Below are 24,805 nucleotides of genomic sequence, written 5' to 3' on the forward strand. Positions count from 1 at the left end.
AAGATCCGGACATGCTTCGACTTATTGCGCTTGCCTTCTTTTTCCTTGCCGCCCCGGTCGCCGCCGAGGCGGCCGAGGCCAATCCCGCGTTGCAAACTTTGCTCGCCGCCGACCGGGGCTTCTCGACTGAAGCAGCGAAGGCGAGTGACCCCGTGGCGGGGCTAGGCGCCATGTTCGACGATGAAGTCGTGATGCCCTTCCCCGGGAAAGGTCAGCTCACCGGCCGCGACAATGTCCTCGCCATCTTCCGCGAAAGCCCGTCGTACAAGGATGGAAAAGTCAGCTGGGCGCCAATCCGCGGCGGCATTTCCGCTGACGGCACGCACGGCTTCACCTTCGGATTTCTCTCGGTGACCGGCGGGGACCCCGCGCGTCGCCAACGCAAATATCTGGCTTACTGGATCAAGCGGCCTGCTGGCTGGCGCATTGTCGCTTATCGGCAGCTCGTTCGCGAGGCGCCGGGCGAAGTCTCGAAGGACCTGCTGCCGCCCTCGCTGCCGGGTGTTGCGAACCAGGCCGGTCGCGCCGCGAACGCCGAAAGCATCAAGCAAAGCCTGGCTGCCGCCGAAAAGGCGTTTTCGGACCGCGCGCAGGTCGTGGGGCTCAAGAAGGCGTTCCATGAATATGGGCGCGAAGACGCCATGAACATGTTCGCGGGCTCCGGCTTCTCGCTCGGCCTCGACGCAGTGGTCGCAAACTTCAAGGAAGAAGGCCCGGCAAAGATCAACTGGAGCACTGAGCGCAGCTTCGTTGCGCCGAGTGGCGATCTCGGCGTCAGCATCGGGACGATCCGCTCGAACGACCCAAAGGAAGAGGTGAGCTTCCCCTTCTTCACCATCTGGCGGCGCGACGATCCATCGAAGCCGTGGCGGTACATCGCCGAATAGAGCCGTTCGCCGAAACCGACCTTGCCAGCCGAGTGGCCGCGCAAGACCGCCCACCACGCACCATTCCAAGGGGGTTAGCATGTTGATTGCGTTGCTGTTGGGAGCGGCGGCGGCCGTGGCCGCCCCGGCCAAGCCGGACGCCGGCAAGATCAAATACAACTCGATCTTCCCGGTGAACGTGCCGGAGTCCGTCCTCGAACCGATCCGCGGCGAAGTCGGCGTGTGGGATGCGGACGTTGAGCTTTACGTCGGCGAGCCCGCGAAGCAGCCGATTAGGAAGAAGGGCGTCCAGACCAACCGCCTGGTTTCCAAGGGCCGGCACATGCTTAATGAGTTCCGCTACACGGACGGAAGCTACGAAGGCACGGGCATGTGGGGCTGGGACGCCTACGACAATCGCTACACCGGCATCTGGATGGACGGCGATCACCACCTTATCCGGCATGACATCGGCTATTACGACGCTGCGAAGAAGACGATGCGCTGGGAAGCAGACACGCTCCAGCCTGACGGCGTCGCGACGCGCATGCGGATGACCGAAGTCTTCAACGGACCGATCCGCACGTTCCAGATGGATATTATGGACGCGCCGGGCGGTGAGTACCGCAAGCTCATATTCATGACGTTCCGAAAGCGGCCCGAGCCGTCCTGAGATCGCATGCGGTAGAAATCCCGTGCGCGGCGGTCTAGGGGACGCGCGACCTCAAATCCCTAGACCCAGGACCGCGTATCATGCTCCGTACCATTGACCATTTCATCGGCGGCTCGACCTTTTCCTCAGGCGAGCGGCAAGGCGAAGTGTTCGACCCGAACCAGGGCCAGGTGCAGGCGCACGTCCGCCTCGGCTCGGCAAGCGACCTCCAGAAGGCCGTCGATGCCGCGAAAGCCGCCCAGCCGGCATGGGCCGCCACCAATCCGCAGAAACGCGCGCGCGTGATGTTTAAGTTCAAGGAGCTGGTCGAGGCCAACATGGACGAGCTCGCCCATCTGCTGAGCAGCGAGCATGGCAAGGTCATCGCCGACGCGAAAGGCGACGTGCAGCGCGGGCTGGAGGTCATCGAGTTCGCTTGCGGAATCCCTCAGTCGCTCAAGGGCGAATATACGGTCGGCGCCGGGCCTGGCATCGACGTCTATTCGATGCGGCAGCCGCTCGGCATTGGCGCCGGGATCACGCCGTTCAACTTCCCCGCGATGATCCCGATGTGGATGTTCGGCATGGCGATCGCCTGCGGCAACGCCTTCATCGTGAAGCCGTCCGAGCGAGACCCGAGCGTCCCCAATCGGCTTGCCGAGCTGATGACGGAAGCCGGTCTCCCCGACGGCGTGCTGAACGTCGTTCACGGCGACAAGGAAATGGTGGATGCGATCCTCGACCACCCGGACATCGCCGCGGTCAGCTTCGTCGGCTCGTCGGATATCGCGCAGTACATTTACTCGCGCGGCACCGCGAACGGGAAGCGGGTCCAAGCCTTCGGCGGCGCCAAGAATCACGGCATAGTGATGCCGGATGCAGACCTGGATCAGGTCGTCAACGACCTCGCCGGGGCGGCCTTCGGCTCCGCCGGCGAGCGTTGCATGGCGCTTCCGGTTGTAGTCCCGGTGGGCGACGACACCGCCGATGCGCTTCGCGAGAAGCTCATTCCTGCAATCGAAGGCCTCCGCGTCGGCGTCTCGACCGATCCCGACGCCCACTATGGCCCAGTGGTCAGCCAGGCGCACAAGGAACGCATCGAGCATTACATCCAGATGGGAATCGACGAGGGCGCGGAGCTTGTCGTCGACGGCCGCGGCTTCAAGCTTCAGGGCCACGAGGAAGGTTTCTTCATCGGCCCTACACTGTTCGATCACGTCAAGCCGGAGATGAAGAGCTATCAGGACGAAATCTTCGGACCCGTTCTGCAGATGGTCCGCGCGCGTGATTTCGAGGATGCGCTGCGGCTCCCATCCCAGCACGAGTACGGCAATGGCGTCGCCATCTTCACTCGTAACGGCCATGCCGCCCGCGAATTCACGGCGCGCGTGAATGTCGGCATGGTCGGCATCAACGTGCCGATCCCGGTTCCCGTGTCCTACCACAGCTTCGGCGGGTGGAAGCGTTCCGGCTTCGGCGACATCGGACAATATGGGATGGAAGGCCTGCGCTTCTGGACCAAGAACAAGGTCGTGACGCAGCGCTGGCCCGACGGGGGCGCCCATGGAGAAAGCGCCTTCATCATCCCAACCATGGGCTAACCCGATAACGTCGCAGGGATACGGACGACCGCGAACAGCGTTGGAGCCTCATGCTCCGCGCGATCGCACCGATCCTGTCCTGCTTCGGAATGCTGGCCGTCGTTGCTTGCGGCGGGCGCGACCCGGTGGCCGATGGAGCGAACAACACGGCCGGCCTCCCCACCGTCAACGAGCCCTCGCCGGACGTAAGCGGGACGCCGCCGACCAATGCTGTCGCCGAAGGGAATGCCGTCGCGGCGCCTGTTTCGGGAAAAATCCCTGCTGCACTGCAGGGACGCTGGGGTCTCGGCGCCAACGATTGCATCCCCGGCCGCAGCGACGCGAAAGGTCTGCTGACGATCACGGGGGACGAGCTGCGCTTCTATGAATCGCGTGCGAAGCCCACGAGCAACGTCGAGACCGACGATGACTCGATGAGCGGAGATTTTGCTTTTACAGGGGAAGGACAGAGCTGGACGAAGTTCCAGGCGCTGAAATTGCAGGGCCAGGACCTCGTGCGGACGGAGACCAACCCATCAGCGAGCTTTAACTATGCGAAATGCACGTAGGGTCATACCTTTGTTCGTCTTCGCTGCCGGCCTGTGTGCCTGCCAGCGCGACCAATCCGACCAGAATATCGCGATCAACAACAACGCCGCCGATGTTGAAGCGCTGCCGCCTGACGAAAGCAGCGCCACCCCGACCGATCAGCTCGAGAACGGGGCCGACAACGCCGACGTGTCCGATCTGAATGCGGAGAGCAACGCCTACTGATGGCGTCCATGCTCTTCGAGGATTGCTTCATCGGGAAACGGCGGGCTAGAGCGCCCGCGCAATGAGCCAATTCGATCTCACCGACGACCAGCTCCAAATTCAGGAGATGGCGCGCAAATTCACGGCAGACGCAATTTCCCCACACGCTTCCGAGTGGGATGAGAAGCACATTTTCCCACGCGACACGATCCGCGAAGCCGCCGAGCTGGGCTTCGGAGCCATCTATGTCAGCGAGGAAAGCGGTGGAATCGGGCTCGGCCGGCTCGAGGCGGCGCTGATCATGGAAGCCATGGCGTACGGCTGCCCGTCGACCAGCGCGTTCATCTCGATCCACAACATGACGAGCTGGATGATCGACCGCTTCGGCTCCGCCGAGGTGAAGCAGAAGTATCTGCCGTCGATGATCACGATGGAAAGGATGGGCAGCTATTGCCTGACCGAGCCGTCGTCGGGCTCGGACGCGGCTGCACTCAAGACCAAGGCGGTGCTCGACGGCGACCATTATGTCGTCAGCGGCTCCAAGGCGTTCATCTCGGGCGGCGGCGAAAACGAAATCTATGTCACCATGGTCCGGACTGGCGAGGAGGGCCCGAAGGGCATCACCGCGCTCGTCATCGAAAAGGACATGAAAGGCGTCAGCTTCGGCGCGCAGGAGAAGAAGCTCGGCTGGCATTCCCAGCCGACTGCCCAGGTCAATTTCGACGAGGTGCGCGTGCCAGTCGCCAACCGCGTCGGCGCTGAGGGAGAAGGCTTCCGCATCGCAATGATGGGTCTCGACGGCGGCAGGCTCAACATCGGCGCATGCTCGCTCGGGGGCGCTCAGCGCTGCCTCGACGAGGCGATCAAATATACCAAGGACCGCAAGCAGTTCGGGCAGGCGATCGCCGACTTCCAGGCGACGCAGTTCACGCTTGCCGACATGGAGACCGAGCTGCAGGCCGCCCGATACCTGCTTTATGTCGCAGCGGCGAAGGTGACGGCCAATGCGCCGGACAAGACGCGCTTCGCGGCGATGGCAAAGCGGCTGGCGACGGATACCGGCTCTTCCGTCGTCGACCGCGCGCTCCAGCTGCACGGCGGCTACGGCTACCTCCAGGATTATCCGATCGAGCGCTTCTGGCGCGACCTTCGGGTCCATTCGATCCTCGAAGGCACCAACCAGGTGATGCGCGTCATCGTCAGCCGCGACATGCTGCGGCAGTAAGATGGCAAGCAGCAGGCCGACACTTCCGTTCGACCCGTTCGCGCTCGCCCAGGCGGCAGGTGAAGCCGCAGTCGGGCTCGCGGCGAGGCCAGCAGAGCTGCTGACGGTCCAGATGGAAGCGGCGAGACAATGGTCCGATTTCTGGACCGGCGCCGTGACCGGGAAGGCAACCGACAAGCCCCGCGACCGCCGTTTCTCCGCTCCGGAATGGCAGGACGATCCTTATTATCGCGCGATGCGTGACGCTTACCTGCTCGCTTCGAAGCAGCTGCGCGAGACGGTCGGCAAAGCAGCGGGAGACACACCGCAAGGGGCGATGGCCCGCTTCCTGCTCGATCAATATCTGAACGCGATTGCGCCCACGAACTTCGCGACGACCAATCCCGAGGTCGTGAAGCGCACCAAGGAGACCGGCGGCGCCAACCTCGTGCAGGGCTTCCTCAACCTCCTTGAGGACGTCGGCAGCGGGAAGGGCATCGTCCAGCGCCGAACGGACCCAGACGCGTTCAAGAAGGGCGATACGGTCGCCGCGACACGGGGCGCGGTCGTCTATGAAAACGAGCTGTTCCAGCTCATCCAGTACGATCCGACGACGGACAAGGTCGCGGCTGAGCCTCTGCTCTACGTGCCGCCTCTCGTGAACCGTTACTACATGATCGACCTCGTGCCCCGGCAAAGCCTGGTCAAATGGCTGGTCGACGAGGGCCGCACCGTCTTCGTGATAAGCTGGATCAACCCGGGCCCCGAGCACAAGGACAAGGGCGTCGAAGATTACGTGCTCTCCGGCATCGTCGAGGCCGTCGGTCAGGTTCGCAAGCGGGCCGGCGCAGCTCCCGACCTCTTCTCCTTCTGTCTCGGCGGAACGCTCGCGGCAATCGCGCTAGCCTGGCTGGCCGCGAAGGGGCGCGCGAATGAGGTGAACTCGGCGACCTTGATCGGTTCGCTGGTGGATTTCTCGGACATGCGGGACTGGGCAGCATTCGTTCACGAAAGCCACCTCACCGCGCTCGAGGATCATCTCGAGGCGCAGGGATTCGTCGACAGCCTGGAACTGCAGCGGCTGTTCGCGGCGATGCGCGCCAACGACCTCATCTGGTCGTCGGTGGTGAACCACTATCTCCTCGACCGCCCTGCTCCCCCTTCCGACCTGCTCTACTGGTTCGAGGATGGCGCTCGGATCCCGGCCGCATTCCTCAAGAGCTACAATCGAGAGCTCCTGCTGGAGAACCGGCTGACGGATGCGGCAGGCTTCAAGGTCGGCGATGCGGCGATCGATCTTGCCGACATCACCACGCCCATGCTCGTCATCGCGCTAAAGGACGATCACGTGTCGGCATGGGATGCCGTCTATCGGGGCGCCAGACATTTGAAGGCCGAGTTCGTGCTTGGCGGGTCCGGGCACAATGCCGGGGTCATCAACCCGCCAGCCAACAACAAGCACAGCTTCTGGACCAACTCCAAACAGCCGGCGGATGCGAAGCAGTGGCTCGAAACCGCAACTCGCCATGAGGGCAGCTGGTGGCCGTGGTGGACGAAGTGGCTCGATGACAAAGGCAACGGCAAGCAAGTCGCGGCACGCCAGCCCAAGAAGCCGATCGAGCCGGCGCCGGGCCGCTACGTGATGATGCCGTGATGGATATGCCGATCGCGAGCCAGGATGTACTGACCCCGAAGGAAGGCCTCGCTGGCCGCCTTCGCCTCAACCGGCCTCGAGCGCTCCACAGCCTCAACCGGCAGATGGTCCGCGACATGGCCAACGCGCTGATAGAATGGCGCGACGATCCAGACGTGCGCATCATCCTGATCGACCACACCGAAGGCCGGGGTTTCTGCGCCGGCGGCGACGTCGTCGACATCTCGCAGAACGTCGAAGGCCATGAGACGGCCGCGCGCGCCTTCTTCTTCGACGAATATCGGCTCAATCACCTCGAATATACCTACCCCAAGCCGGGGGTAGCTTTCATGGACGGCGTCACCATGGGCGGCGGCGTGGGGATCGCCTGTCCATGCCGCTATCGCGTGGCGACGGAGCGGACCGTGCTTGCCATGCCCGAGACCACGATCGGCATCTTCCCGGACGTCGGCGGCGGCAGGTATCTGTCGCGGCTGCGGGGGCGGCTCGCACAGTTCCTCGCACTGACGGGAGCGCGGCTAGACGGCGCCGAATGCCTGCGCCTGCGGCTCGCCACCCATTACCTGCCGTCGGACAGGCTCGAGGAGGCCAAGGAACGGATCATGGCCCAGCCGTTCCGCACCCAGGCAGTGCTTGATGAGCTGAGCGAAGAATATATCCCGGACGCGAAGATCATGGAGAACCTCCAGAAGATAGACCGCTATTTCGCGAGCGACCGGCTGGAGGACATCATCGAGGCGCTGGACGCGGGCGCGGACGAAGGCGACGGCTGGGCGGCGAAAGAAGCGGAGACCATTCGCAAGAAGTCGCCGATGGCCTGCAAGGTCAGCCTCAAGCTGCTGCAGGAAAGTCCCTACCAGCTCCATTTCGTCGACGAGATGCGGATGGAATATGGGATCATGGTCCGCCTGATCCACCATCCCGACTTCAAGGAAGGCGTGCGCGCACTCCTCATCGACAAGGACAACCGTCCCAACTGGCACCCGACCAACCCGCAGGTCATCGGCGACCGCGACGTCGAGGCCTTCTTCGAACCGCTGCCGCTCGAGGAGCAATGGCGGCCGTTCGACTTCTGAAGAGGATTCAATGAGCTACGAAACGATCCTGGTCGAGAAGAAGGGTGCGGTGACGCTGGTCACGCTGAACCGTCCGCAGGCGCTCAACGCGCTCAACTCGACAGTGTTGAAGGAATTGATCGATGCCTTCGGCGCGTACGATTCCGACCAGTCGCAGCATTGCCTGATCCTTACGGGCTCCGAGAAGGCATTCGCGGCGGGCGCGGATATCAAGGAGATGCAGAGCCAGGGCTTTGCCGACATGTATTCGTCGAACTTCTTTGCGGGCTGGGAGCAGGTCACGGCGACCCGCAAGCCGTGGATCGCCGCGGTTGCGGGCTATGCGCTGGGCGGTGGCTGCGAGGTCGCGATGATGGCCGACTTCATCATTGCCGCCGACAGCGCCAAGTTCGGCCAGCCGGAGATCAAGCTCGGCGTCACGCCCGGCATGGGCGGATCGCAGCGCCTAACGTGGGCCGTCGGCAAGGCGAAAGCGATGGAGATGTGCCTGACAGGGCGGATGATGGACGCCGCCGAGGCGGAACGCTCGGGCCTCGTCGCCAAGGTGGTTCCGGCCGATCATCTGGTCGAGGAAGCATTGAAAACGGCGGAAGCGATCGCCGGCATGGCGCCGCTTGCGGCCATCGCCACCAAGGAGATGGTCAATGCGGCCTTCGAGATGAGCCTGGCGCAGGGCATCCGCTTCGAGCGCCGGCTGTTCCACGGCCTGTTCGGCACGGAAGACCAGAAGGAAGGCATGACCGCTTTCGTCGAGAAGCGCCCCGGCAACTGGAAGGCTCGCTAATGGCACGCATCGCATTCATCGGCCTCGGTCATATGGGCGGCGGCATGGCACCGAACCTCGCCAAGGCGGGCCATGACGTTCGTGCCTTCGACCTCAGCGAGGAAGCGCTGGCCAAGGCCGTCGAGCAAGGCTGCTTACGCGCAGGCTCGACCGAGGAAGCCGTTGAGGGGGCAGAAGTCGTCATCACCATGCTTCCGGCGGCGCAGCATGTGCTCGGCGTGTATCGCGACCAAGTGCTGGGCAAGGCGCCGACCAGCGCCCTGCTGATCGATTGTTCGACCATCGACGTCGCCAGCGCGCGGACGGTGGAAGAGGAAGCAGCGGCGAAGGGCTATACGATGGTCGATGCGCCGGTATCGGGCGGCATCGCCGCGGCGGCCGGCGGCACATTGACCTTCATGGTCGGCGGTTCGGACGAGGCGTTCGCAAAAGCCGAGCCGATCCTCGATCCCATGGCCAAGGCCGTCATCCACGCTGGAGGGCCCGGCGCGGGACAGGCGGCCAAGATCTGCAACAACATGATCCTCGGCGCGACGATGATCGTGACGTGCGAGGGCTTCGTACTGGCGCAGAAGCTGGGGCTCGACCCGCAGGTCTTCTTCGACATCGCGTCTAAAGCATCCGGCCAAAGCTGGTCGATGACCAGCTATGCACCGGTCCCCGGTGTCGGTCCCGAAACGCCCGCGGATCACGATTATGAGGGCGGCTTCGCGGCAGCACTGATGCTCAAGGATCTGAAGCTCGCCATGCAGGCAGCTCAGGAGGCCGGGGCCTACACGCCTATCGGCGGCGAAGCAGAAGAGCTTTTCCAGAGGTTCGTTGATCGCGGCGGAGGGAACAAAGACTTCTCCGGAATCATCAAGATGATCGACGACAGCTGGAAGGTTTCCTAACAGAAGTAGGAGTGGTCATGCGATTTGCCTTGATTGCCACCGCGAGCGCCTGTGCCCTGCTTGCTGCCTGCGGCGGGCCGGAAAAGAGCCAGGCGAACGATGCGGACGCCAACATGAGCCACAATGCATCGCCACCTGCGACTGCGGATTCCAATGCCACAAATGCAATGATCGTGCTCGTCGCCAAGCCCGTGTCCGGCGAGCGGGCGCTCAAGATCATGCACGAGCGTCACGAGGGCATGGAAAGCATCGGGAAGAACAACAAAGTGATCAGGCGCGAGCTCGACGCCGCATCTCCCAATCTCGCTGCCGTCCGTACGGCGGCGGCGCAAATCGCAAACCTGTCGGGCAAGGCTTCGGGCTGGTTCCCCGCCGGCACCGGGCCAGACGCAGGCAAGACGGGCGCCAAGCCGGAAATCTGGCAGAATGAAAAGGACTTCGTCGCCAAGCTGTCCGCATTCCAGAAATCCGCGCGAGCGTTGAGCGCAACCGCCAAGGGAAATGACGTGCCAGCGATCAAGGCGCGGTTCGCCGACATGGGCGGCACCTGCAAGGCGTGTCACGACAAATACCGGTCGGAGATGCACCACTGATCGACGAGCGCTCGGTGAAGCAGCCGGTCTGGGACCTGCCGACGCGGCTGGTTCACTGGCTGACGGCGGCGCTCATCGGCTTCAGCTGGTGGGCGGGGGAGAATGAGGAGCTGGACCTTCACATTTGGTCCGGAATCGCCGTCCTCAGCCTGCTCATCTTCCGCTTGCTCTGGGGCATTTTCGGAAGCTCCACCGCGCGCTTCTCCAGCTTCGTTCGTGGCCCTCGCGCAGTTCGCGATTATCTCGGCGGCAAGTGGAAAGGCATCGGCCACAATCCGCTGGGCGCGCTCAGCGTCGTCGCCCTGCTCGGCGCTATCGCCTTCCAGGTCGGAACAGGCCTGCTCAGCAGCGATGAGGATGGGCTGGCGTCCGGTCCGATCGCCAATCTCGTCAGCATCGATCTATCGGACAAGATCACCGACCTGCACGAGGAATTCTTCAACGTTCTTCTCGCGCTCGCCGGTCTGCACGTCGCGGCGATCATCTTCTATCGCCTGCGGGGCAAATCGCTTGTCGCCCCGATGATCACGGGCCGGGCGGAGATCCCGCCGGGAACCGAGCCGATGAGTCGCGGAAAATGGTGGATCGCGCTTATTTGCCTAGCGGTAGCGATCGGCGTCACGCGCTGGATCATCGCCGGCGCACCTCCGTTCGGTACTTGATTGCAACCCATTCCGCCGCCACATCCCCACCATGCTCATCCGCACCGAACACACGCCGAATCCCGCGACACGCAAGTTCCTTCCAGGCCAGCCGGTCATGGAAGCCGGAACCCGCGATTTCCCGGACGCCGAATCGGCGCATGCCTCGCCGCTTGCCAGCGCCTTGTTCGACAGCGGCCTGATCGAAGGCGTGTTCTACGGGCGCGATTTCATCTCGGTGACTGCCGCGCCGGGCATTTCATGGACGGACCTCGAGCCTTTGGTCCTCGAAACCCTGCTCGATCATTTCGTGGGCGGAGCGCCGTTGTTCGCGCCTGGCAGCGCGGGGGGGATCCATATCGCGGACGATCCGGTGTTCGAGGAGAGTCCCGAGGACGCCGACATCATCGACCAGATCAAGGAATTGATCGAGACGCGCGTGCGCCCAGCAGTCGCACAGGACGGCGGGGACATCATCTATCGGGGCTATAAGGACGGGCGGCTTTACCTGGGCCTGCAGGGCGCCTGCTCCGGCTGTCCTTCGTCGACGATCACGCTGAAGCGGGGCATCGAAAGCCTCATCCGGCACTATGTGCCCGAGGTGGAATCGGTCGAAGCAGTCTAACCTGCCTTAGTTTCTAGGGGGTTGCGGCAAGCCGCCGCATGTGACCATCATCAGATCATGCTTTTAGCGTTCGATACCTCGACCGCAGCCTGCACCGTCGCCCTGTTCGATGAGGGCGGGCAGTGCGTGGCGCACAGCGATGAGACGATCGGGCGCGGCCACGCAGAGCGACTGGTGCCGATGATCGCCGAATTGCTGGAAGGCCGGCGGCCCGACCAGATCCTCGTCGGGACCGGTCCTGGAAGCTTCACCGGAATCCGCGTGGGAATAGCGGCGGCGCACGGCCTTGCGATCGGCTGGGATGCGAAACTGCACGGAATGTCGTCGCTCGCCCTGCTTGCCGCCCGGGCCGATGCGCCGGGGAGAATTGCTGCTGCGATGACTGGCGGACATGGCGAATTGTTCGTGCAGCAGTTCGAAGCGGGCCTGGAGCCCGCCGGAGAGATCGCCAATCTCAGGCCCGATGCCGCAGCACAAGAAACGGACGCGCCGACGGTCGTGGGCTCCGGCGCGGCGCAGCTCGTCGCGTTGCGCGGATGGGGAGAGGCGCGCGATGCCTTTCCGTCCGCGGCGGATGCGTTGCGGCTGCCCGCCTCACTGCGCCTCCTCGCCCCGAAGCCGGTCTATGCCCGAGCGCCCGATGCGCGCGTGCGGGAGGCGGCCTGATGGCGACCCCTGCGCTCAGCACCGTCGTCCAGCTCGAGCCCGGGAGCTCGCGCGATCTCGAAGCCGTGATGGAGATCATGGAAGCGGCGTTCGGATCGAAATATGGCGAAGCCTGGACCCGGTCCCAATGCGCCGGAATCCTGCCCATGGCGGGCGTTTGGCTGCAGCTCGCGCGGGAACAGCATACGGGAAACGTGGTCGGCTTCTCCCTGTCGCGCTGCGTTGCGGGCGAGGCCGAACTGCTCCTGCTCGGCGTGCTCCCGAGCCGGCACCGCCAGGGCATTGGGCGCCAGTTGCTCGACCATTTCACGCGGCGCGCCGCGGCGGATGGAGCTTCGAGAGTTCATCTGGAGGTTCGCGACGGCAATCCTGCCGTTCATATGTATCGCGCGGCCGGGTTCGAACCGGTCGGACGTCGCCGCAAGTATTATCATGCGCCCGACGGACAGAACTTCGACGCATTGACCTTCGCCAGGACCGTTTAATCTTAACCAACGATAATTGCGCAGCCCTAGCGCGGGGGCTACGCGCAGCTAATTGCAGCTTTAGAACTGCGCAGCCTCTGCTCGTTCGAGGAAAATGCCATGGCCGACAATGAAGACGCCGAAGATACTTTACTGACCTTGACTGCGGACATCGTTGCCGCTCACGTCAGCAATAATAGCGTTGCCGTGAATGATTTGCCGAATCTGATCCAGAACGTTCATGCGGCCCTGACCAGCATCTCCGGCAGGTCGTCGGCAGCGGAACCGCGACCCGAGCCCAAGGTGCCCATCCGCTCTTCCATCAAGCCGGACTATATTGTCTGCCTGGAGGACGGGAAGCGGCTGAAGATGCTCAAGCGGCACCTGATGACGCACTATAATCTGACGCCCGACCAGTACCGCCAGAAGTGGGGACTGTCGCCCGACTATCCGATGGTCGCGCCCAATTACGCGGAGCAACGCAGGACCCTGGCCAAATCGATCGGCCTCGGCACGCGGCGCCGCAAGTCTCGCGGCAAGTAAAGTTGCGCGGAGGCCTTTGACCGCGCCTCTGCCGATGCCTAACCTGCCTCGATGACCCGGCAAATCGACATTGAGGCCCTCTGCGCCGACAAGGGCCTCAGGATCACGGAACAGCGCAAGACGATCGCCAGGGTGCTTGGCGACAGCGAGGACCATCCCGACGTCGAAACGCTGCACGCCCGCGCGGCAGCGATCGATCCCAACATCTCGATTGCGACGGTGTACCGGACGGTCCGGCTGTTCGAAGAGGCCGGCATCCTCGAACGGCACGAATTCGGCGACGGACGGTCGCGCTACGAAGCGGCGTCCGAAAGCCACCACGATCATCTGATCGACGTCGAGACCGGCAACGTCATCGAATTCGTCGACGACGAGCTCGAAGCCCTGCAGAAGCGGATCGCCGAGAAGCTCGGATTCCGCCTCGTCGATCATCGCATGGAGCTGTACGGCGTCGCCCTCGACCGCGATCGCTAAGGCGACCCCTCGCATCGGCTGGCGCGCCATCCTGCGGATCGCCGGGCTCGTACTGCTGCTGGCGGTGCTGGCGCCGGCTCATGTTGCGACCAAATGGCTGGCCCGCCGGTCCCCGTGGCCCTCGCGATTTCTCGCCGCGGCAGCGTGGATCATCGGTGCTCGCGTGAGATGCTCCGGCGGGCCCGCCTCGCCGCACACCCTGCTGGTGTCCAACCACACGAGCTGGCTCGACATATTGGTGCTCGGAGGCTCGACCGGCACCACCTTCATCTCGAAGGACGAGCTTGGGCATCCGCTCATCCACTGGCTCGCTGACCAGAATGCCACGGTCTATGTGAAGCGAACTCACCGCAAGGGCGCGAAGGACCAGGCCATCGCGGTCGCTGCGGCGCTCGAGCGGGAAAAGCCCGTGACCGTCTTTCCTGAAGGCACGACCGGCCCGGGAACGCATCTGCTGCCGTTCCGGTCGACGCTGCTGGAAGCCGCCAACTATGCTTCGAAGGAGGTCGAAATCCGCCCGGTCGCGATCGACTATGGCAATGCCGCAGCGGAGATCGGCTGGTATCACGAGCCGGGCAAGGCCAACATCGTACGACTCCTGAACCGCGCCGGGACCTTGCCTGTGCGCGTGCAGGTCTTGCCGCCGCTCGACCGGGCCGGCGACCGCAAGCAGCTCACCGCGCTGGCACGCGACGCGATTGCGAGCCGGCTCGACTTCAAGTCCGATGCCCACTCGCCTATAGGCGTGGTCGAATGACTCCCAAGACTTTCAAAATCAAAAGCTTCGGCTGCCAGATGAACGTCTATGACGGCGAGCGAATGGCCGAGTTGCTGGCGGATCACGGCATGGCGCCGGCTCCCGACGGCGAAGACGCGGAACTCGTCGTGCTTAACACCTGCCACATCCGGGAGAAGGCTGCGGAAAAGGCCTATTCGGATGTCGGACGGCTGCGGCGGGACGACGGGTCAAAGCCGATCGTCGCGCTCGCAGGCTGCGTCGCGCAGGCCGAGGGCGCCGAGGCCAAGCGCCGTTCCAGCCTAATCGACATCGTCGTCGGCCCGCAGGCCTATCACCGGCTTCCCGACATGGTCGTGCAAGCGTCGAAAGGTGCGCGCCCCGTCGACACGGACATGCCGGCGATCAGCAAGTTCGACGCCTTGCCGCCGAGGCGAAAGGCTGCGCCGAGCGCTTTCCTCAGCATTCAGGAAGGGTGCGACAAGTTCTGCACTTACTGCGTCGTGCCCTACACGCGCGGCGCCGAGATTTCGCGGCCTTGGGACCACGTGCTGACCGAAGCGCAGAGCCTCGTCGAAGCGGGGGCGCGCGAATTGGTGCTGCTCGGCCAGAACGTAAATGCCTGGACCGACGGAGAGCGCGGACTTGCCGAACTGATCCGCGCAATAGCGAGGATCGATGGCCTCGAGCGCATCCGCTACACGACCAGCCATCCGGCCGACATGACCGACGCGCTGATTGCCGCGCATGCCGAGGTCGACAAATTGATGCCCTATCTTCACCTTCCCGTGCAGTCCGGAAGCGACCGCATATTGAGGGCGATGAATCGAAGCCACACGACCGAAACCTATCTCGCTGTCATCGAGAAGATGCGCCAGGCCCGCTCCGACATCGCACTTTCAGGCGACTTCATCGTCGGTTTCCCCGGCGAGACCGACGAGGATTTTGAAGCCACCCTGCGGATTGTGGATGCGGTCGGCTACGCCGCGGCTTATTCGTTCAAATATAGCGCCAGGCCGGGAACTCCGGCGGCCACCATGGAGGATCAGATAGCGCGCGAAATCATGGATGAGCGTCTTCAAGAGCTCCAGAACCGGATCAACGCGCACCAGCTTGCGTTCAATCAATCCAAGGTGGGCTGTGACACGCAAGTGCTGATCGAAAGAAGGGGCAAGCTTCACGGCCAGATGATCGGCCGATCGCCCTGGCTTCAATCCGTGCATGTTGAAACGCCTGCGCAGCCTGGCGACATCATCGACATTACACTGGTAGCTGCCGGTCCGAACAGCATGAGCGGCGCGGTCCGCGCGAAAGAAGCCGCCTGATGGCCCGGCGCGACTTGCAGGCGGTACCCGATCGGGCGCGGCTCGAGCTCGAGTTCGACCAGCCTTATCTGCTCGGCCCCCTGTTCGGCGATTACGATCGCCACCTCATAACCATCGAAAACCGGTTGGGCGTCCACATCTCCGCGCGCGGCAATCGCGTCCAGATCGAAGGCGATGCGGACGCAGCTTCCCGTGCACGCGACGTGCTTACCGGCCTCTACAACAGGCTTGACCAGGGTCACGACGTCGATGCCGAAGCTGTCGAAGCGGTGCTCGGCATGGCCGCGCAGCCCAACCTCGACGGGATCATCAAGGAAGAAGTGACATCCGCGCCGCGAGTAATGATCCGCACGCGCAAGAAGACGATCGTCCCGCGCTCCCCCGTGCAGACCATCTACATGGAAGCGCTGGCGCGAGAGGACATGATCTTCGCGCTCGGCCCGGCCGGCACCGGAAAGACCTATCTCGCGGTCGCGCAAGCCGTGTCGCAATTGATCACGGGCAGCGTTGACCGGCTCATCCTTTCGCGCCCCGCGGTCGAAGCGGGCGAACGGCTGGGCTTCCTGCCCGGCGACATGAAGGAGAAGGTCGATCCCTATCTCCGGCCTCTCTACGACGCGCTCTACGACATGCTTCCGACCGAGCAGGTCGAGCGGCGCATTGCCAGCGGGGAAATCGAAATCGCCCCGCTAGCATTCATGCGCGGCCGAACGCTGAATGACGCTTTCATCATCCTCGACGAGGCGCAAAACACCACGCCGCTGCAGATGAAAATGTTCCTTACGCGCTTCGGTATGCGTAGCCGGATGGTGATCTGCGGCGACCCTCACCAGGTCGACCTTCCCGATCCAAGCAAATCGGGCCTCGCGGACGCCGTGGAAAAGCTCGATCGCGTCAAAGGTGTCGCGACCGTGCGCTTCTCCGCAGCGGACGTCGTGCGCCATCCGCTCGTCGGACGCATCGTCGAGGCGTATGAAGGGCCAGGACGATGATGCTCGAAATCGCAGTCGAGGCCGACGAGGAATGGGACAGTAGCAGCTCCTGGGAGCCGCTGGTGCGGCGTGCCGCCGAAGCAGCGGTCGCGGAAAGCGCTTTCCCCCAGCTCGCGTCAGGTCCCCGCACCATAGAATTGTCGGTGCGACTGACCGGTGACGATCAAGTGCGGGCGCTCAATGCCGAGTGGCGCGGCAAGGACAAGCCGACCAACGTGCTGTCCTTCCCTCTCGCTGGACCAGACGATTTGAAGAATACAAACGTTGCGGGACCAGAAGTTTTGCTCGGCGACATTGTACTTGCTCGCGGCGTCTGTCAGGCCGAAGCGCAGGAGAAGGGCATCGAGCTGGAACAGCATGCGACGCATCTGTTGGTCCACGGCACGCTGCACCTGCTGGGCTACGACCACGGCGACGAGGATGAAGCGGCGGACATGGAGGCTCGTGAAGTACGCGCGCTGGCGCGGATAGGCATCGCCGACCCCTATGCGGATGCCGCCTGATGGCGACGCGAAACGAGGACGAAGGCGGCTCCCGGCTCTGGCGCGGCATGCGGCATCTCATCTTTGGCGACGAGTCCGAACCGACCCTGCGCGAAGAGATCGAGGATGCGATCGATGAAGCCGAGGAAAGCCAGGGCACCCACGCCGTAGCCGGCGATCTCAGCCCGGCCGAACGCCAGATGCTCCGCAACATGCTGCATTTCGGCGAGCAGACCGCAGGGGACATTTGCGTGACCCGCGGCGACATCATGGCGGTGCCGTCGAGCGTGAGCTTCGATCAGCTGGTTCGCGCGTTTGTTGACGCCGGACACAGCCGCCTGCCCGTTTACGGCGAAAGCCTGGATCAGGTCGTAGGCATGGTCCACATCAAGGACGTGTTCATGGCCAGTGTCGCCGCGGACCGCGAACGCAGCCTGCAGGCACTGATGCGCGAGCCGCTGTTCATTCCGGAATCGATGGGGGTGATCGACCTGCTTGCTCGGATGCGCAGCCAGCGCATTCACCTGGCGATCGTCGTCGACGAATTCGGCGGCACGGAAGGCCTGGTCACGATCGAGGACGTCGTCGAGGAAATAGTCGGTGACATCGAGGACGAGCATGACGAAGCGGAGATCGGCATGCTGACGATGCTCGACGAAGGACTGTGGGAAGCCGACGCGCGCCTGGAGCTGGAAGAGCTGCAAGCGGCAGTCGATGCCCGGCTCGCAGCCGAAGACGACGACGTCGACACGGTCGGCGGACTGACATTCCTGCTCGCCGGCCGGCTCCTCCAGCCTGGCGAATCCGTAAGCCATCCGTCAGGCTGGCGACTCGAAAGCGTCGACGCGGACAGCCGCCGCATCAAACGCGTCCGACTGCACGCGCCCGAAGGGGAGCGGCGCGCGGAGGACTAGTTCCTTGCGAAAAGCTTCGCCGGGTCCGCCATCGCCTTGAACTCCAGCGCATTGCCCGCGGGATCGAGCAGGAACATGGTCGCCTGCTCGCCGGGTTGGCCCGCGAACCGGATCGTCGGCCGGATTACGAATTCGACGTCGGCTTGCGTAAGGCGGTCGGCAAGCTTTTCCCAAGCGTCCATCTGAAGGACGAGCCCAAAATGCGGTATCGGCACGTCGTCGCCATCGACCGGATTGGTCGCCCGTTCCCGAACCGCCGCCGGGGCGAGATGGGCGACGATCTGATGGCCGTGAAGGTCGAAGTCCACCCATTGCTCTGAGCTGCGGCCTTCGGCGCAACCCAGAAGATCGCCGTAAAAACGCCGCGCGGCCGAAAGGTCGTCGACCGGAAAGGCGAGATGAAAGGGCGGCAAGTCCATCCTTCGCCACTGCTCGCGACGCGCGTCGTTGTCGAGGCTTTCGTTAACCGCATGTAACCGCTAGCCATTGCGTCGATGCCATTGTTCCTGATCGCGCTGCTGACCGGCGCTGCGTCCGCTTTCGCTTTCGAACCGTTCGGCTGGTGGCCGCTCCTGCCGGTGGCCTTTGCGATTCTGTCCGAGCTGCTCGATCGGTCGACCACCCTGTGGCGAAGCCTCTTGATTGGCTGGATGTTTGGCCTCGGCCAGTTCGTCGTAGGCCTCAACTGGATCGCCACGGCCTTCACTTACCAGGCCGCAATGCCGGCATGGCTCGGGTGGGTCGCCGTAGTGCTCTTGTCCCTTTATCTCGCCATCTACCCGGCGCTGTCGGCCGGTCTCGCCTGGCGCTTCGGGAGGGACAATCGCGTCGCGCTCGTCCTAGTGCTCGCCGGAACCTGGGCCATCACCGAATGGCTGCGCGGAACGATGTTCACCGGCTTCCCGTGGAATCCTGCCGCCGCCGCGCTGGCGCCAACGCCATTGATCAGCATGACGGCGCTGATCGGGACCTACGGCCTTTCGACCTTCGTCGTTTTGTTCGGCGGAGCAGTCTGGCTCGAATATTACCGCAAATGGCTGCCGCTCGTGGTCATCTTCGCCGTAACCGCGCTTATCTGGGTGCTTCCCGCGTCACCGGTGCCGGTGGACCCGCTGACGGTCCGAAAGGTGCGGGTCGTCCAGCCGAACATCGGCCAGGAAGATAAATGGCAACCGGGCTTCGAGGTCGAGGCTGCGCGGCGGCTCGCGAGCCTTTCCGGCGGTCCCACGGGCGAGCCGCGCCTCCTGCTGTGGCCGGAGGCCGCGATCACCAGCCCCGTCGAGGATGCGAGGAGTCCGGAGCACCAGGCGATGGCAGAATTCCAGCGGACTCACGCCACCGCGCTGCTGGGGCCGGAAGATCGCCTGCTGACTGGAGGCATCGCGGTCCAGGCGAGCGACGGAATCCACGCCGACCGCGCCGCGAACAGCATCTACGTGCTGGGCCAGGGCGGGCGGATCGCCGGGCGCTACGACAAGGCCCACCTCGTGCCCTACGGGGAATATCTGCCGATGCGTCCCTTGCTTTCGGCGATCGGCCTCAGCCGCCTTGCTCCGGGAGAGGAAGATTTCACGCCCGGCCCCGGCCCGCGCAGCATCTGGCTCGGGGATCCATGGGGCAAGGTCGGGCTGCAGCTATGCTACGAGATCATCTTCTCGGGCCACGTCGTCGACTGGATGAATCGCCCCAGCTTCATCTTCAATCCGTCCAACGATGCCTGGTTCGGACGCTGGGGGCCGCCACAGCATCTCGCGCAGGCGCGGCTCCGCGCTGCCGAAGAAGGGATACCGGTAATCCGCGCGACACCGACGGGAATCAGCGCGGTCATCGATGCACGAGGCAATGTCGTCCAGGAGCTCGGCTGGCGAAAGGCGGGCGTGATCGATGCCGTCATTCCGCCGGCAGCCAACTCGCCGCCGCCGTTCGCGCGTCTCGGCAACCTCATCCCGCTCCTGCTTGGCTTCGCGCTGCTCATCAGCGGCATTGTGCTTGGCCGCAGCCGCCGCTAGAGCGCGCCGCCATATAAAGACTTCTTTATATCCCGATATCGAAAGTCCGAACCCCGCACATGCGCAGCTCTTACCTGTTCACGTCCGAATCCGTTTCCGAAGGCCACCCCGATAAGGTCGCCGACCAGATCTCCGACGCGATCGTCGATCTCTTCCTTTCGAAGGACCCCGAGGCGCGCGTCGCCTGCGAAACGCTGGTGACGACGCAGCGGATCGTGATCGGCGGCGAGATCCGCTGCCGTCCCGTCTTCGATGAGGACAAGTTCAGCGATACGCATGGCTGGGCGCCGGGCGCACGCGACGAGATCGAGCAGGTCGTCCGCCACACGGTGAAGCGCATCGGCTACGAGCAGGAAGGCTTCCACTGGCAGACCGCCAGCTTCGAGAACCACCTGCATGGGCAATCGGCGCATATCGCGCAGGGCGTGGACGCCGCGGGCAACAAGGACGAAGGCGCGGGCGACCAGGGCATCATGTTCGGCTTCGCCTGCGACGAAACGCCGGAGCTGATGCCGGCGACGCTCTATTACAGCCACCAGATCCTCGAGCGCATGGCGGCCGACCGCCACTCCGGCGCGGCCCCGTTCCTGGAGCCTGACGCGAAGAGCCAGGTCACGCTGCGCTACGAGAATGGGAGCCCGGTGGCCGCGACCGCGGTCGTCGTCTCCACGCAGCACAAGCGCGGATATTCCGAAAAGGGCGACCACGCGGATCCCGAGCTCTACGCCGAGCTGCGCGATTATGTGAAAGGCGTGGTGGCGGCCGTACTGCCGCCGCAGCTCCTAAGCGACGAGACGGTCTATCACATCAACCCGACCGGCGCGTTCGAGATCGGCGGCCCGGATGGAGACGCGGGGCTCACCGGGCGCAAGATCATCGTCGACACCTATGGCGGCGCCGCACCGCATGGCGGAGGCGCGTTCTCCGGCAAGGACCCGACTAAGGTCGACCGATCGGCTGCCTATGCCGCGCGCTACCTCGCCAAGAACATCGTCGCTGCCGGCCTGGCTCGGCGCTGCACGATCCAGCTCGCTTATGCGATAGGCGTCAGCGAGCCGCTTTCGCTCTATGTCGACACGCACGGCACCGGGACCGTCGGCGACGACAAGCTGGAGCAGGCGATCGGCCGCATCGAGAAGCTCGGCGGGCTCACTCCTCGCGGCATTCGCACGCACCTGGGTCTCAACCGGCCGATCTACGGATCGACCGCCGCCTACGGGCACTTCGGCCGAGCGCCGGAGGGCGACAGCTTTCCGTGGGAGCGCCTCGATCTGGTCGATGACCTGAAGGCGGCGCTCGGAACCGAAGCGGCTCGCGTCGACGCTTAAGTCGTCGCCGCCGGCGCCTTTCCAGCGCCGGCATATGTGACCCGCCACACCGTATTGCCCGCGTCGTCGGCGATGATCAGCGCGCCCGTGCGGTCGACGGCGACGCCGACCGGACGCCCGCGGGCATTGCCGTCGCCATCGAGGAAGCCGGCGACCATGGTGAGAGGCTTTCCTACCGGCCGCCCCCCGGAGAACCGGACGAATACGACGCGATAGCCGTTATATTCGGAGCGGTTCCAGCTGCCGTGCTCTCCAATGAAGGCGCCACCCCTGAACATCGGCGGAAAGCTCTCCCCCGTGTAGAAAGCGAGGCCCAGCGGTGCGACGTGGGAGCTGAGCGCGTAGTCGGGCGGAATTGCCTTCGCGACCAGGTCGGGCCGCTGCGGCCGCACCCTGGGATCCACGTGCTGGCCGTAATAACTGTAGGGCCAGCCGTAGAAAGCGCCCGGACGAACCGACGTAAGATAGTCCGGAACGAGGTTCGGCCCGATCTCGTCGCGCTCGTTGATCACCGCCCAGAGCGTGTCGCTGCCCGGGTAGAAGGTCAGCCCGTTCGGATTCCTTAGCCCGCTTGCGAACACGCGGGACCGGCCGGTTTGCAAGTTCACTTCGAGGATCGCGGCCCGGTCAGCCTCAGCCTCCGGCCCCCGCTCCTGAACGTTGCTGTTGGAGCCGACGCCGACATAGAGCATCGAGCCATCGGGGCTGGCGGTCAGGCTCTTGGTCCAGTGATGGTTGATCAGGCCGGCGGGCAGGTCGATCACCTTCTGCGGCCTGGCGGTGATCTGCGTCTGCCCTGGCGTGAAGGGGTAGCGCAGGATCGCATCGGTATTCGCCACGTAGAGGTCATTGCCAACCTCGACGATCCCGAAGGCGGAGTTCAGGTGATCAACAAGCACGGTCCGCAGCTCGGGCCGCCCGTCGCCATCGGCGTCCCGCAGGAGCGTGATCCGCTGCGGCGGGCCGCCCCCCGCACCTGCCGTCTCCTTCGATCCTCCACCGCCATGCGCGATGGACATGATGAAGTCACGGATCGGATCCTTGGGTCGATCGACTGGCTCCGATCCTGTCCGCTGCGATTCCACCACCAGCAGATCGCCATTAGGCAACGCCAAAACATTACGGGGACTGTCCAGGCCGGTCGCCATCGCCTGAATGCGGAATCCCGCGGGGACCGTCGGTGTCTCTCCGTCCTTCCAGCCAACGACCTTGGGCACACCGACATCGGCGATGAGCTCTTCCTCCGGCTTCGGAAGCAGGGGGTTCGCGCCGACCTGCTGCATCGGATCGACTTTCTGTGGGTTGCTGCAAGCAGCGAGCGCCGCCACCCCAGCGGCAACAAGCAAGCGGCCTTTCACCTTCGTTCTCCCGCGAACCGCGCGGCGGCCAGAACGAGCACCGCACCGACGATCGACAGAATCAGGCCGAGCGGCACAACCGCCGTCCATCCGTCCCGCGCGTGAACGAGGCTGTTGACGAACTCCACGATCCAGGCGGCAAGCAGAATTCCGAAAGAAATCCAGGGAACGGCTCCCCGAGCAGCGTCAATCAGCAGGAGAAGGCCGGCGAGTGCAGCGAAAAGCAGGCCCGCGGCGATCAGCCAGCTGGAAAAGTTCAACCAGAGAAGATTGCCGCCGCTCCCTCGATACGCGAGGTCGGTCAACAAAGCACCGACGAAGCATACAGCGGGTATCGGTACCAGGATCGAATAAAGTGGGCGCGTGGCGAACGCGATTGGCCGCGTTCCGCGCCGCGTTGCGGCTTCGGCCATTTTCTTCTCCCTACGCGGACTGATTGACGCTGGAGAGGCGAAGAGGTTCCCGAGAAGAGAGCTAGGCTTCCGCGCCGCGTCTTGCTGAAAACGGGGTCGAACGACTAGGCGCAGCGGCGCGATGACGGCTCATAAATCAGGCGATCCACTGACGCTCAATCGGCTCTACGGCCGGTCGTGCGGGCACAAATTGCGCAAAGGTCAGCAGGAACTGATCGACAAACTCCTCCCGCAGATCGAAGTCCCGACGGAAGGCGAAATCGCGGCGGCGCGGCTCTTCGGGGAGGAACGACCGCTCCACTTCGAGATCGGCTTCGGCTCGGGCGAACATCTGGCGGACCGTGCCGACATGCTGCCCGACCACGGCTTCATCGGGGCCGAGCCCTTCTTGAATGGGGTGGCGACAGCGCTCGGCCACGTGCGCGACAAGCATCTCGCCAATGTGCGGATCTGGCGCGGCGACGCCCTCGACGTCCTGCAGCGCGTGCCGGACGGAGCGCTCAGCTTCATCTACCTGCTCCACCCCGACCCCTGGCCGAAGGCTCGACACGCCAAGCGGCGCATGGTGAACGACGGTCCGGTCGAACTGTTCGCGACGAAGCTTAAGTCCGCCGGAGAGTTCCGCGTAGCGACCGACGACCCGACCTATCTCACCTGGGCACTGATGGTCATGCAGCGGCACGGGCATCAGTTTGATTGGCTGGCGGAACGTCCGAACGACTTCCTCGAGCCGTCGGGAGGCTGGATCGAGACCCGCTACGGCGCCAAGTCCCGACGGCAGGGCCGGCGCCCCTATTATCTCCGCTACCGACGGCGGTAGGGGTTGGTGCTCCAGCACGACTGTTACTAACAAACTGCGGCAAATGTGCTAATTATAATGACTTAGCTCGGCGCGAGTCTGTGATCTGCAGGGAGGTCGCAATGCCATTGAGCCGTCATGCAGCAGCACTAGGGATTGCTCTGCTCTCCGCCTCATCCCTTTCAATCTTTGTAGCGCAATCAGCCTACAGCCAGCCGGCTGGCTTCAGGAGCCCGCAGTTCGTCGTGACGGCCGTAGGGTTCAAAGCTCTCCATGAAACCCACGCCAATTGGCTTGGGTCGGACGAGGTCTATGTCGTCTTTTCCGATGTAAGCACCAACCAGGACTCCTTCACCAAAATTTATGGAGACGTCGATGCGGGCGAAAGTCGGACTTTCCTTCCGACCGAGCAATGCGTTGCCACACGGCCTGCATGCGATCGCGGAGCTCCGGACGTGCATTTCAAACTCACCATGTGGGAAAATGACGATGACGGCTTTGCTCATGGGCAACTGGACAATACGCACGTCTACCTGAACGACGGCATCTACGAGGGCGACGACCTGATCGGGCGCGCGGAGGTCAGCATTCCTCGTGATCAGCTGCTCGCCGATCTGCCTACCGTGGGCATGTCCAAGGTATATACGGTGAAACCGACAGGCGGTGACGGTTCGTACGAGCTGACTTACAAGATCACCCGGCTCGCCAATAGATTCAATATCCCCCCGATCGGACCTCCGGTAGCGCTTTCAATTTCGCTTCAGGCGATGGCGGTCGCGGGACGGATGGTCCACCTGACATGGACGGGCGCAAGCACTGCGTCGGTCGATATCTACCGCGATGGAAGCAAGGTCGCGACGACCCCCAACGACGGCGATCATACGACGCCGGCCATCCCGCCGGGGACGTATCAGTATCGGATTTGCGAGCTCAACTCGACAACGGTCTGCTCGCCGGATGTTCCAGTAACCGTGTCGTGAT

Annotated in this window: 29 protein-coding genes; 26 read left to right on the forward strand and 3 right to left on the reverse strand. The window is 63.9% G+C overall.

The genetic code is table 11. From position 1 onward, the window contains the following. Positions 1-11 precede the first annotated feature (11 nt). From LZ538_RS06060 to LZ538_RS06165, 22 genes are all read left to right on the forward strand, one after another. The gene (locus tag LZ538_RS06060; RefSeq protein ID WP_249831106.1) at positions 12-887 is read left to right on the forward strand and encodes a nuclear transport factor 2 family protein; all 876 of its coding nucleotides are present in this window, start codon (positions 12-14) and stop codon (positions 885-887) included. 79 nt (positions 888-966) lie between these two features. Then, complete coding sequence (locus tag LZ538_RS06065) at positions 967-1,539, forward strand: DUF1579 family protein (protein WP_249831107.1); 573 nt, start codon at positions 967-969, stop codon at positions 1,537-1,539. 80 nt (positions 1,540-1,619) lie between these two features. Then, entirely contained in the window at positions 1,620-3,119 is a 1,500-nt protein-coding gene (locus LZ538_RS06070; protein WP_249831108.1) for a CoA-acylating methylmalonate-semialdehyde dehydrogenase, read from the forward strand. A 50-nt stretch (positions 3,120-3,169) separates the two neighbouring features. Continuing rightward, positions 3,170-3,667 carry a hypothetical protein gene (locus LZ538_RS06075; RefSeq protein WP_249831109.1) on the forward strand — a complete coding sequence of 166 codons (498 nt, stop codon included), beginning with the start codon at positions 3,170-3,172 and terminating at the stop codon, positions 3,665-3,667. A 10-nt stretch (positions 3,668-3,677) separates the two neighbouring features. Then, a complete protein-coding gene (locus LZ538_RS06080; RefSeq protein ID WP_249831110.1) occupies positions 3,678-3,872 on the forward strand; it encodes a hypothetical protein in 195 nt (64 codons plus the stop codon). A gap of 61 nt (positions 3,873-3,933) precedes the next feature. After that, positions 3,934-5,076 (forward strand): acyl-CoA dehydrogenase family protein, encoded by a 1,143-nt coding sequence (locus LZ538_RS06085; RefSeq protein WP_249831111.1) that lies wholly within the window; start codon positions 3,934-3,936, stop codon positions 5,074-5,076. Between the two features lies 1 nt (position 5,077). Continuing rightward, on the forward strand, positions 5,078-6,709 hold the full coding sequence (locus LZ538_RS06090; RefSeq protein WP_249831112.1) for a PHA/PHB synthase family protein: 1,632 nt from the start codon (positions 5,078-5,080) through the stop codon (positions 6,707-6,709). Next, positions 6,709-7,785: an enoyl-CoA hydratase/isomerase family protein gene (locus LZ538_RS06095; protein WP_249831113.1), complete on the forward strand. Its 1,077-nt coding sequence runs from the start codon at positions 6,709-6,711 to the stop codon at positions 7,783-7,785. Before LZ538_RS06090 ends, LZ538_RS06095 begins: the two co-directional genes overlap by 1 nt. 10 nt (positions 7,786-7,795) lie before the next feature. Continuing rightward, complete coding sequence (locus LZ538_RS06100) at positions 7,796-8,569, forward strand: enoyl-CoA hydratase (RefSeq protein ID WP_249831114.1); 774 nt, start codon at positions 7,796-7,798, stop codon at positions 8,567-8,569. Next, the gene (gene mmsB / locus LZ538_RS06105; protein WP_249831115.1) at positions 8,569-9,462 is read left to right on the forward strand and encodes a 3-hydroxyisobutyrate dehydrogenase; all 894 of its coding nucleotides are present in this window, start codon (positions 8,569-8,571) and stop codon (positions 9,460-9,462) included. Before LZ538_RS06100 ends, mmsB begins: the two co-directional genes overlap by 1 nt. A gap of 17 nt (positions 9,463-9,479) precedes the next feature. Further along, positions 9,480-10,055, forward strand: coding sequence for a c-type cytochrome (locus LZ538_RS06110; protein ID WP_249831116.1), 576 nt, complete (start codon positions 9,480-9,482; stop codon positions 10,053-10,055). Then, entirely contained in the window at positions 10,019-10,717 is a 699-nt protein-coding gene (locus LZ538_RS06115; RefSeq protein ID WP_249831117.1) for a cytochrome b/b6 domain-containing protein, read from the forward strand. Before LZ538_RS06110 ends, LZ538_RS06115 begins: the two co-directional genes overlap by 37 nt. Before the next feature lie 31 nt (positions 10,718-10,748). Beyond that, a complete protein-coding gene (locus tag LZ538_RS06120; RefSeq protein ID WP_249831118.1) occupies positions 10,749-11,321 on the forward strand; it encodes a NifU family protein in 573 nt (190 codons plus the stop codon). Between the two features lie 57 nt (positions 11,322-11,378). Next, positions 11,379-11,987: a tRNA (adenosine(37)-N6)-threonylcarbamoyltransferase complex dimerization subunit type 1 TsaB gene (gene tsaB, locus LZ538_RS06125; protein ID WP_249831119.1), complete on the forward strand. Its 609-nt coding sequence runs from the start codon at positions 11,379-11,381 to the stop codon at positions 11,985-11,987. Further along, entirely contained in the window at positions 11,987-12,472 is a 486-nt protein-coding gene (locus tag LZ538_RS06130; protein ID WP_249831120.1) for a GNAT family N-acetyltransferase, read from the forward strand. The genes tsaB and LZ538_RS06130 overlap by 1 nt, the downstream gene beginning before the upstream one ends. A 99-nt stretch (positions 12,473-12,571) precedes the next feature. Beyond that, complete coding sequence (locus LZ538_RS06135; protein WP_249831121.1) at positions 12,572-12,994, forward strand: Ros/MucR family transcriptional regulator; 423 nt, start codon at positions 12,572-12,574, stop codon at positions 12,992-12,994. A gap of 51 nt (positions 12,995-13,045) precedes the next feature. Beyond that, positions 13,046-13,468 (forward strand): Fur family transcriptional regulator, encoded by a 423-nt coding sequence (locus LZ538_RS06140; RefSeq protein WP_249831122.1) that lies wholly within the window; start codon positions 13,046-13,048, stop codon positions 13,466-13,468. Positions 13,469-13,532: 64 nt separating this feature from the next. Beyond that, positions 13,533-14,225, forward strand: coding sequence for a lysophospholipid acyltransferase family protein (locus LZ538_RS06145; RefSeq protein WP_249831123.1), 693 nt, complete (start codon positions 13,533-13,535; stop codon positions 14,223-14,225). Then, positions 14,222-15,529, forward strand: coding sequence for a tRNA (N6-isopentenyl adenosine(37)-C2)-methylthiotransferase MiaB (miaB, locus tag LZ538_RS06150; protein ID WP_249831124.1), 1,308 nt, complete (start codon positions 14,222-14,224; stop codon positions 15,527-15,529). Before LZ538_RS06145 ends, miaB begins: the two co-directional genes overlap by 4 nt. After that, positions 15,529-16,521, forward strand: a complete 993-nt coding sequence (locus tag LZ538_RS06155) for a PhoH family protein (protein WP_249831125.1) — start codon at positions 15,529-15,531, stop codon at positions 16,519-16,521. The genes miaB and LZ538_RS06155 overlap by 1 nt, the downstream gene beginning before the upstream one ends. Beyond that, a complete protein-coding gene (gene ybeY, locus LZ538_RS06160) occupies positions 16,521-17,024 on the forward strand; it encodes an rRNA maturation RNase YbeY (protein ID WP_249831578.1) in 504 nt (167 codons plus the stop codon). The genes LZ538_RS06155 and ybeY overlap by 1 nt, the downstream gene beginning before the upstream one ends. Next, on the forward strand, positions 17,024-17,917 hold the full coding sequence (locus LZ538_RS06165; protein ID WP_249831126.1) for a hemolysin family protein: 894 nt from the start codon (positions 17,024-17,026) through the stop codon (positions 17,915-17,917). Before ybeY ends, LZ538_RS06165 begins: the two co-directional genes overlap by 1 nt. Here LZ538_RS06165 and LZ538_RS06170 read toward each other — a convergent pair. Next, positions 17,914-18,336 (reverse strand): VOC family protein, encoded by a 423-nt coding sequence (locus LZ538_RS06170; protein ID WP_249831127.1) that lies wholly within the window; start codon positions 18,334-18,336, stop codon positions 17,914-17,916. The genes LZ538_RS06165 and LZ538_RS06170 overlap by 4 nt on opposite strands. A 75-nt stretch (positions 18,337-18,411) precedes the next feature. Between LZ538_RS06170 and lnt the strand changes: the two genes are divergently transcribed. Next, positions 18,412-19,926, forward strand: coding sequence for an apolipoprotein N-acyltransferase (gene lnt / locus LZ538_RS06175; protein ID WP_249831128.1), 1,515 nt, complete (start codon positions 18,412-18,414; stop codon positions 19,924-19,926). Positions 19,927-19,985: 59 nt separating this feature from the next. Beyond that, a complete protein-coding gene (metK, locus tag LZ538_RS06180; RefSeq protein WP_249831129.1) occupies positions 19,986-21,254 on the forward strand; it encodes a methionine adenosyltransferase in 1,269 nt (422 codons plus the stop codon). On the opposite strand, the gene LZ538_RS06185 is transcribed toward metK, so the two are convergent. Both LZ538_RS06185 and LZ538_RS06190 read right to left on the reverse strand, forming a co-directional pair. After that, positions 21,251-22,612 (reverse strand): PQQ-dependent sugar dehydrogenase, encoded by a 1,362-nt coding sequence (locus tag LZ538_RS06185; protein WP_249831130.1) that lies wholly within the window; start codon positions 22,610-22,612, stop codon positions 21,251-21,253. The two genes, metK and LZ538_RS06185, sit on opposite strands and share 4 nt — an antisense overlap. Further along, positions 22,609-23,025 carry a DUF2231 domain-containing protein gene (locus tag LZ538_RS06190; RefSeq protein WP_249831131.1) on the reverse strand — a complete coding sequence of 139 codons (417 nt, stop codon included), beginning with the start codon at positions 23,023-23,025 and terminating at the stop codon, positions 22,609-22,611. The genes LZ538_RS06185 and LZ538_RS06190 overlap by 4 nt, the downstream gene beginning before the upstream one ends. 121 nt (positions 23,026-23,146) lie before the next feature. Between LZ538_RS06190 and trmB the strand changes: the two genes are divergently transcribed. Further along, positions 23,147-23,845 (forward strand): tRNA (guanosine(46)-N7)-methyltransferase TrmB, encoded by a 699-nt coding sequence (gene trmB / locus LZ538_RS06195; protein ID WP_249831132.1) that lies wholly within the window; start codon positions 23,147-23,149, stop codon positions 23,843-23,845. Positions 23,846-24,069: 224 nt separating this feature from the next. After that, positions 24,070-24,804 carry a hypothetical protein gene (locus LZ538_RS06200; RefSeq protein WP_249831133.1) on the forward strand — a complete coding sequence of 245 codons (735 nt, stop codon included), beginning with the start codon at positions 24,070-24,072 and terminating at the stop codon, positions 24,802-24,804. Position 24,805 lies beyond the last annotated feature (1 nt).

It is taken from the genome of Sphingomonas hankyongi, assembly GCF_023516575.1.
GTDB lineage: Bacteria > Pseudomonadota > Alphaproteobacteria > Sphingomonadales > Sphingomonadaceae > Sphingomicrobium > Sphingomicrobium hankyongi.

What these genes read in the sequence shown, in the direction of transcription:
- LZ538_RS06060 (WP_249831106.1), top strand. Translation starts at nt 12, where the DNA reads ATGCTTCGACTTATTGCGCTTGCCTTCTTTTTCCTTGCCGCCCCGGTC.
- LZ538_RS06065 (WP_249831107.1), top strand. Translation starts at nt 967, where the DNA reads ATGTTGATTGCGTTGCTGTTGGGAGCGGCGGCGGCCGTGGCCGCCCCG.
- LZ538_RS06070 (WP_249831108.1), top strand. Translation starts at nt 1,620, where the DNA reads ATGCTCCGTACCATTGACCATTTCATCGGCGGCTCGACCTTTTCCTCA.
- LZ538_RS06075 (WP_249831109.1), top strand. Translation starts at nt 3,170, where the DNA reads ATGCTCCGCGCGATCGCACCGATCCTGTCCTGCTTCGGAATGCTGGCC.
- LZ538_RS06085 (WP_249831111.1), top strand. Translation starts at nt 3,934, where the DNA reads ATGAGCCAATTCGATCTCACCGACGACCAGCTCCAAATTCAGGAGATG.
- LZ538_RS06090 (WP_249831112.1), top strand. Translation starts at nt 5,078, where the DNA reads ATGGCAAGCAGCAGGCCGACACTTCCGTTCGACCCGTTCGCGCTCGCC.
- LZ538_RS06095 (WP_249831113.1), top strand. Translation starts at nt 6,709, where the DNA reads ATGGATATGCCGATCGCGAGCCAGGATGTACTGACCCCGAAGGAAGGC.
- LZ538_RS06100 (WP_249831114.1), top strand. Translation starts at nt 7,796, where the DNA reads ATGAGCTACGAAACGATCCTGGTCGAGAAGAAGGGTGCGGTGACGCTG.
- mmsB (WP_249831115.1), top strand. Translation starts at nt 8,569, where the DNA reads ATGGCACGCATCGCATTCATCGGCCTCGGTCATATGGGCGGCGGCATG.
- LZ538_RS06110 (WP_249831116.1), top strand. Translation starts at nt 9,480, where the DNA reads ATGCGATTTGCCTTGATTGCCACCGCGAGCGCCTGTGCCCTGCTTGCT.
- LZ538_RS06120 (WP_249831118.1), top strand. Translation starts at nt 10,749, where the DNA reads ATGCTCATCCGCACCGAACACACGCCGAATCCCGCGACACGCAAGTTC.
- tsaB (WP_249831119.1), top strand. Translation starts at nt 11,379, where the DNA reads ATGCTTTTAGCGTTCGATACCTCGACCGCAGCCTGCACCGTCGCCCTG.
- LZ538_RS06130 (WP_249831120.1), top strand. Translation starts at nt 11,987, where the DNA reads ATGGCGACCCCTGCGCTCAGCACCGTCGTCCAGCTCGAGCCCGGGAGC.
- LZ538_RS06135 (WP_249831121.1), top strand. Translation starts at nt 12,572, where the DNA reads ATGGCCGACAATGAAGACGCCGAAGATACTTTACTGACCTTGACTGCG.
- LZ538_RS06140 (WP_249831122.1), top strand. Translation starts at nt 13,046, where the DNA reads ATGACCCGGCAAATCGACATTGAGGCCCTCTGCGCCGACAAGGGCCTC.
- miaB (WP_249831124.1), top strand. Translation starts at nt 14,222, where the DNA reads ATGACTCCCAAGACTTTCAAAATCAAAAGCTTCGGCTGCCAGATGAAC.
- LZ538_RS06155 (WP_249831125.1), top strand. Translation starts at nt 15,529, where the DNA reads ATGGCCCGGCGCGACTTGCAGGCGGTACCCGATCGGGCGCGGCTCGAG.
- ybeY (WP_249831578.1), top strand. Translation starts at nt 16,521, where the DNA reads ATGCTCGAAATCGCAGTCGAGGCCGACGAGGAATGGGACAGTAGCAGC.
- LZ538_RS06165 (WP_249831126.1), top strand. Translation starts at nt 17,024, where the DNA reads ATGGCGACGCGAAACGAGGACGAAGGCGGCTCCCGGCTCTGGCGCGGC.
- LZ538_RS06170 (WP_249831127.1), bottom strand. Translation starts at nt 18,336, where the DNA reads ATGGACTTGCCGCCCTTTCATCTCGCCTTTCCGGTCGACGACCTTTCG.
- lnt (WP_249831128.1), top strand. Translation starts at nt 18,412, where the DNA reads ATGCCATTGTTCCTGATCGCGCTGCTGACCGGCGCTGCGTCCGCTTTC.
- metK (WP_249831129.1), top strand. Translation starts at nt 19,986, where the DNA reads ATGCGCAGCTCTTACCTGTTCACGTCCGAATCCGTTTCCGAAGGCCAC.
- LZ538_RS06190 (WP_249831131.1), bottom strand. Translation starts at nt 23,025, where the DNA reads ATGGCCGAAGCCGCAACGCGGCGCGGAACGCGGCCAATCGCGTTCGCC.
- trmB (WP_249831132.1), top strand. Translation starts at nt 23,147, where the DNA reads ATGACGGCTCATAAATCAGGCGATCCACTGACGCTCAATCGGCTCTAC.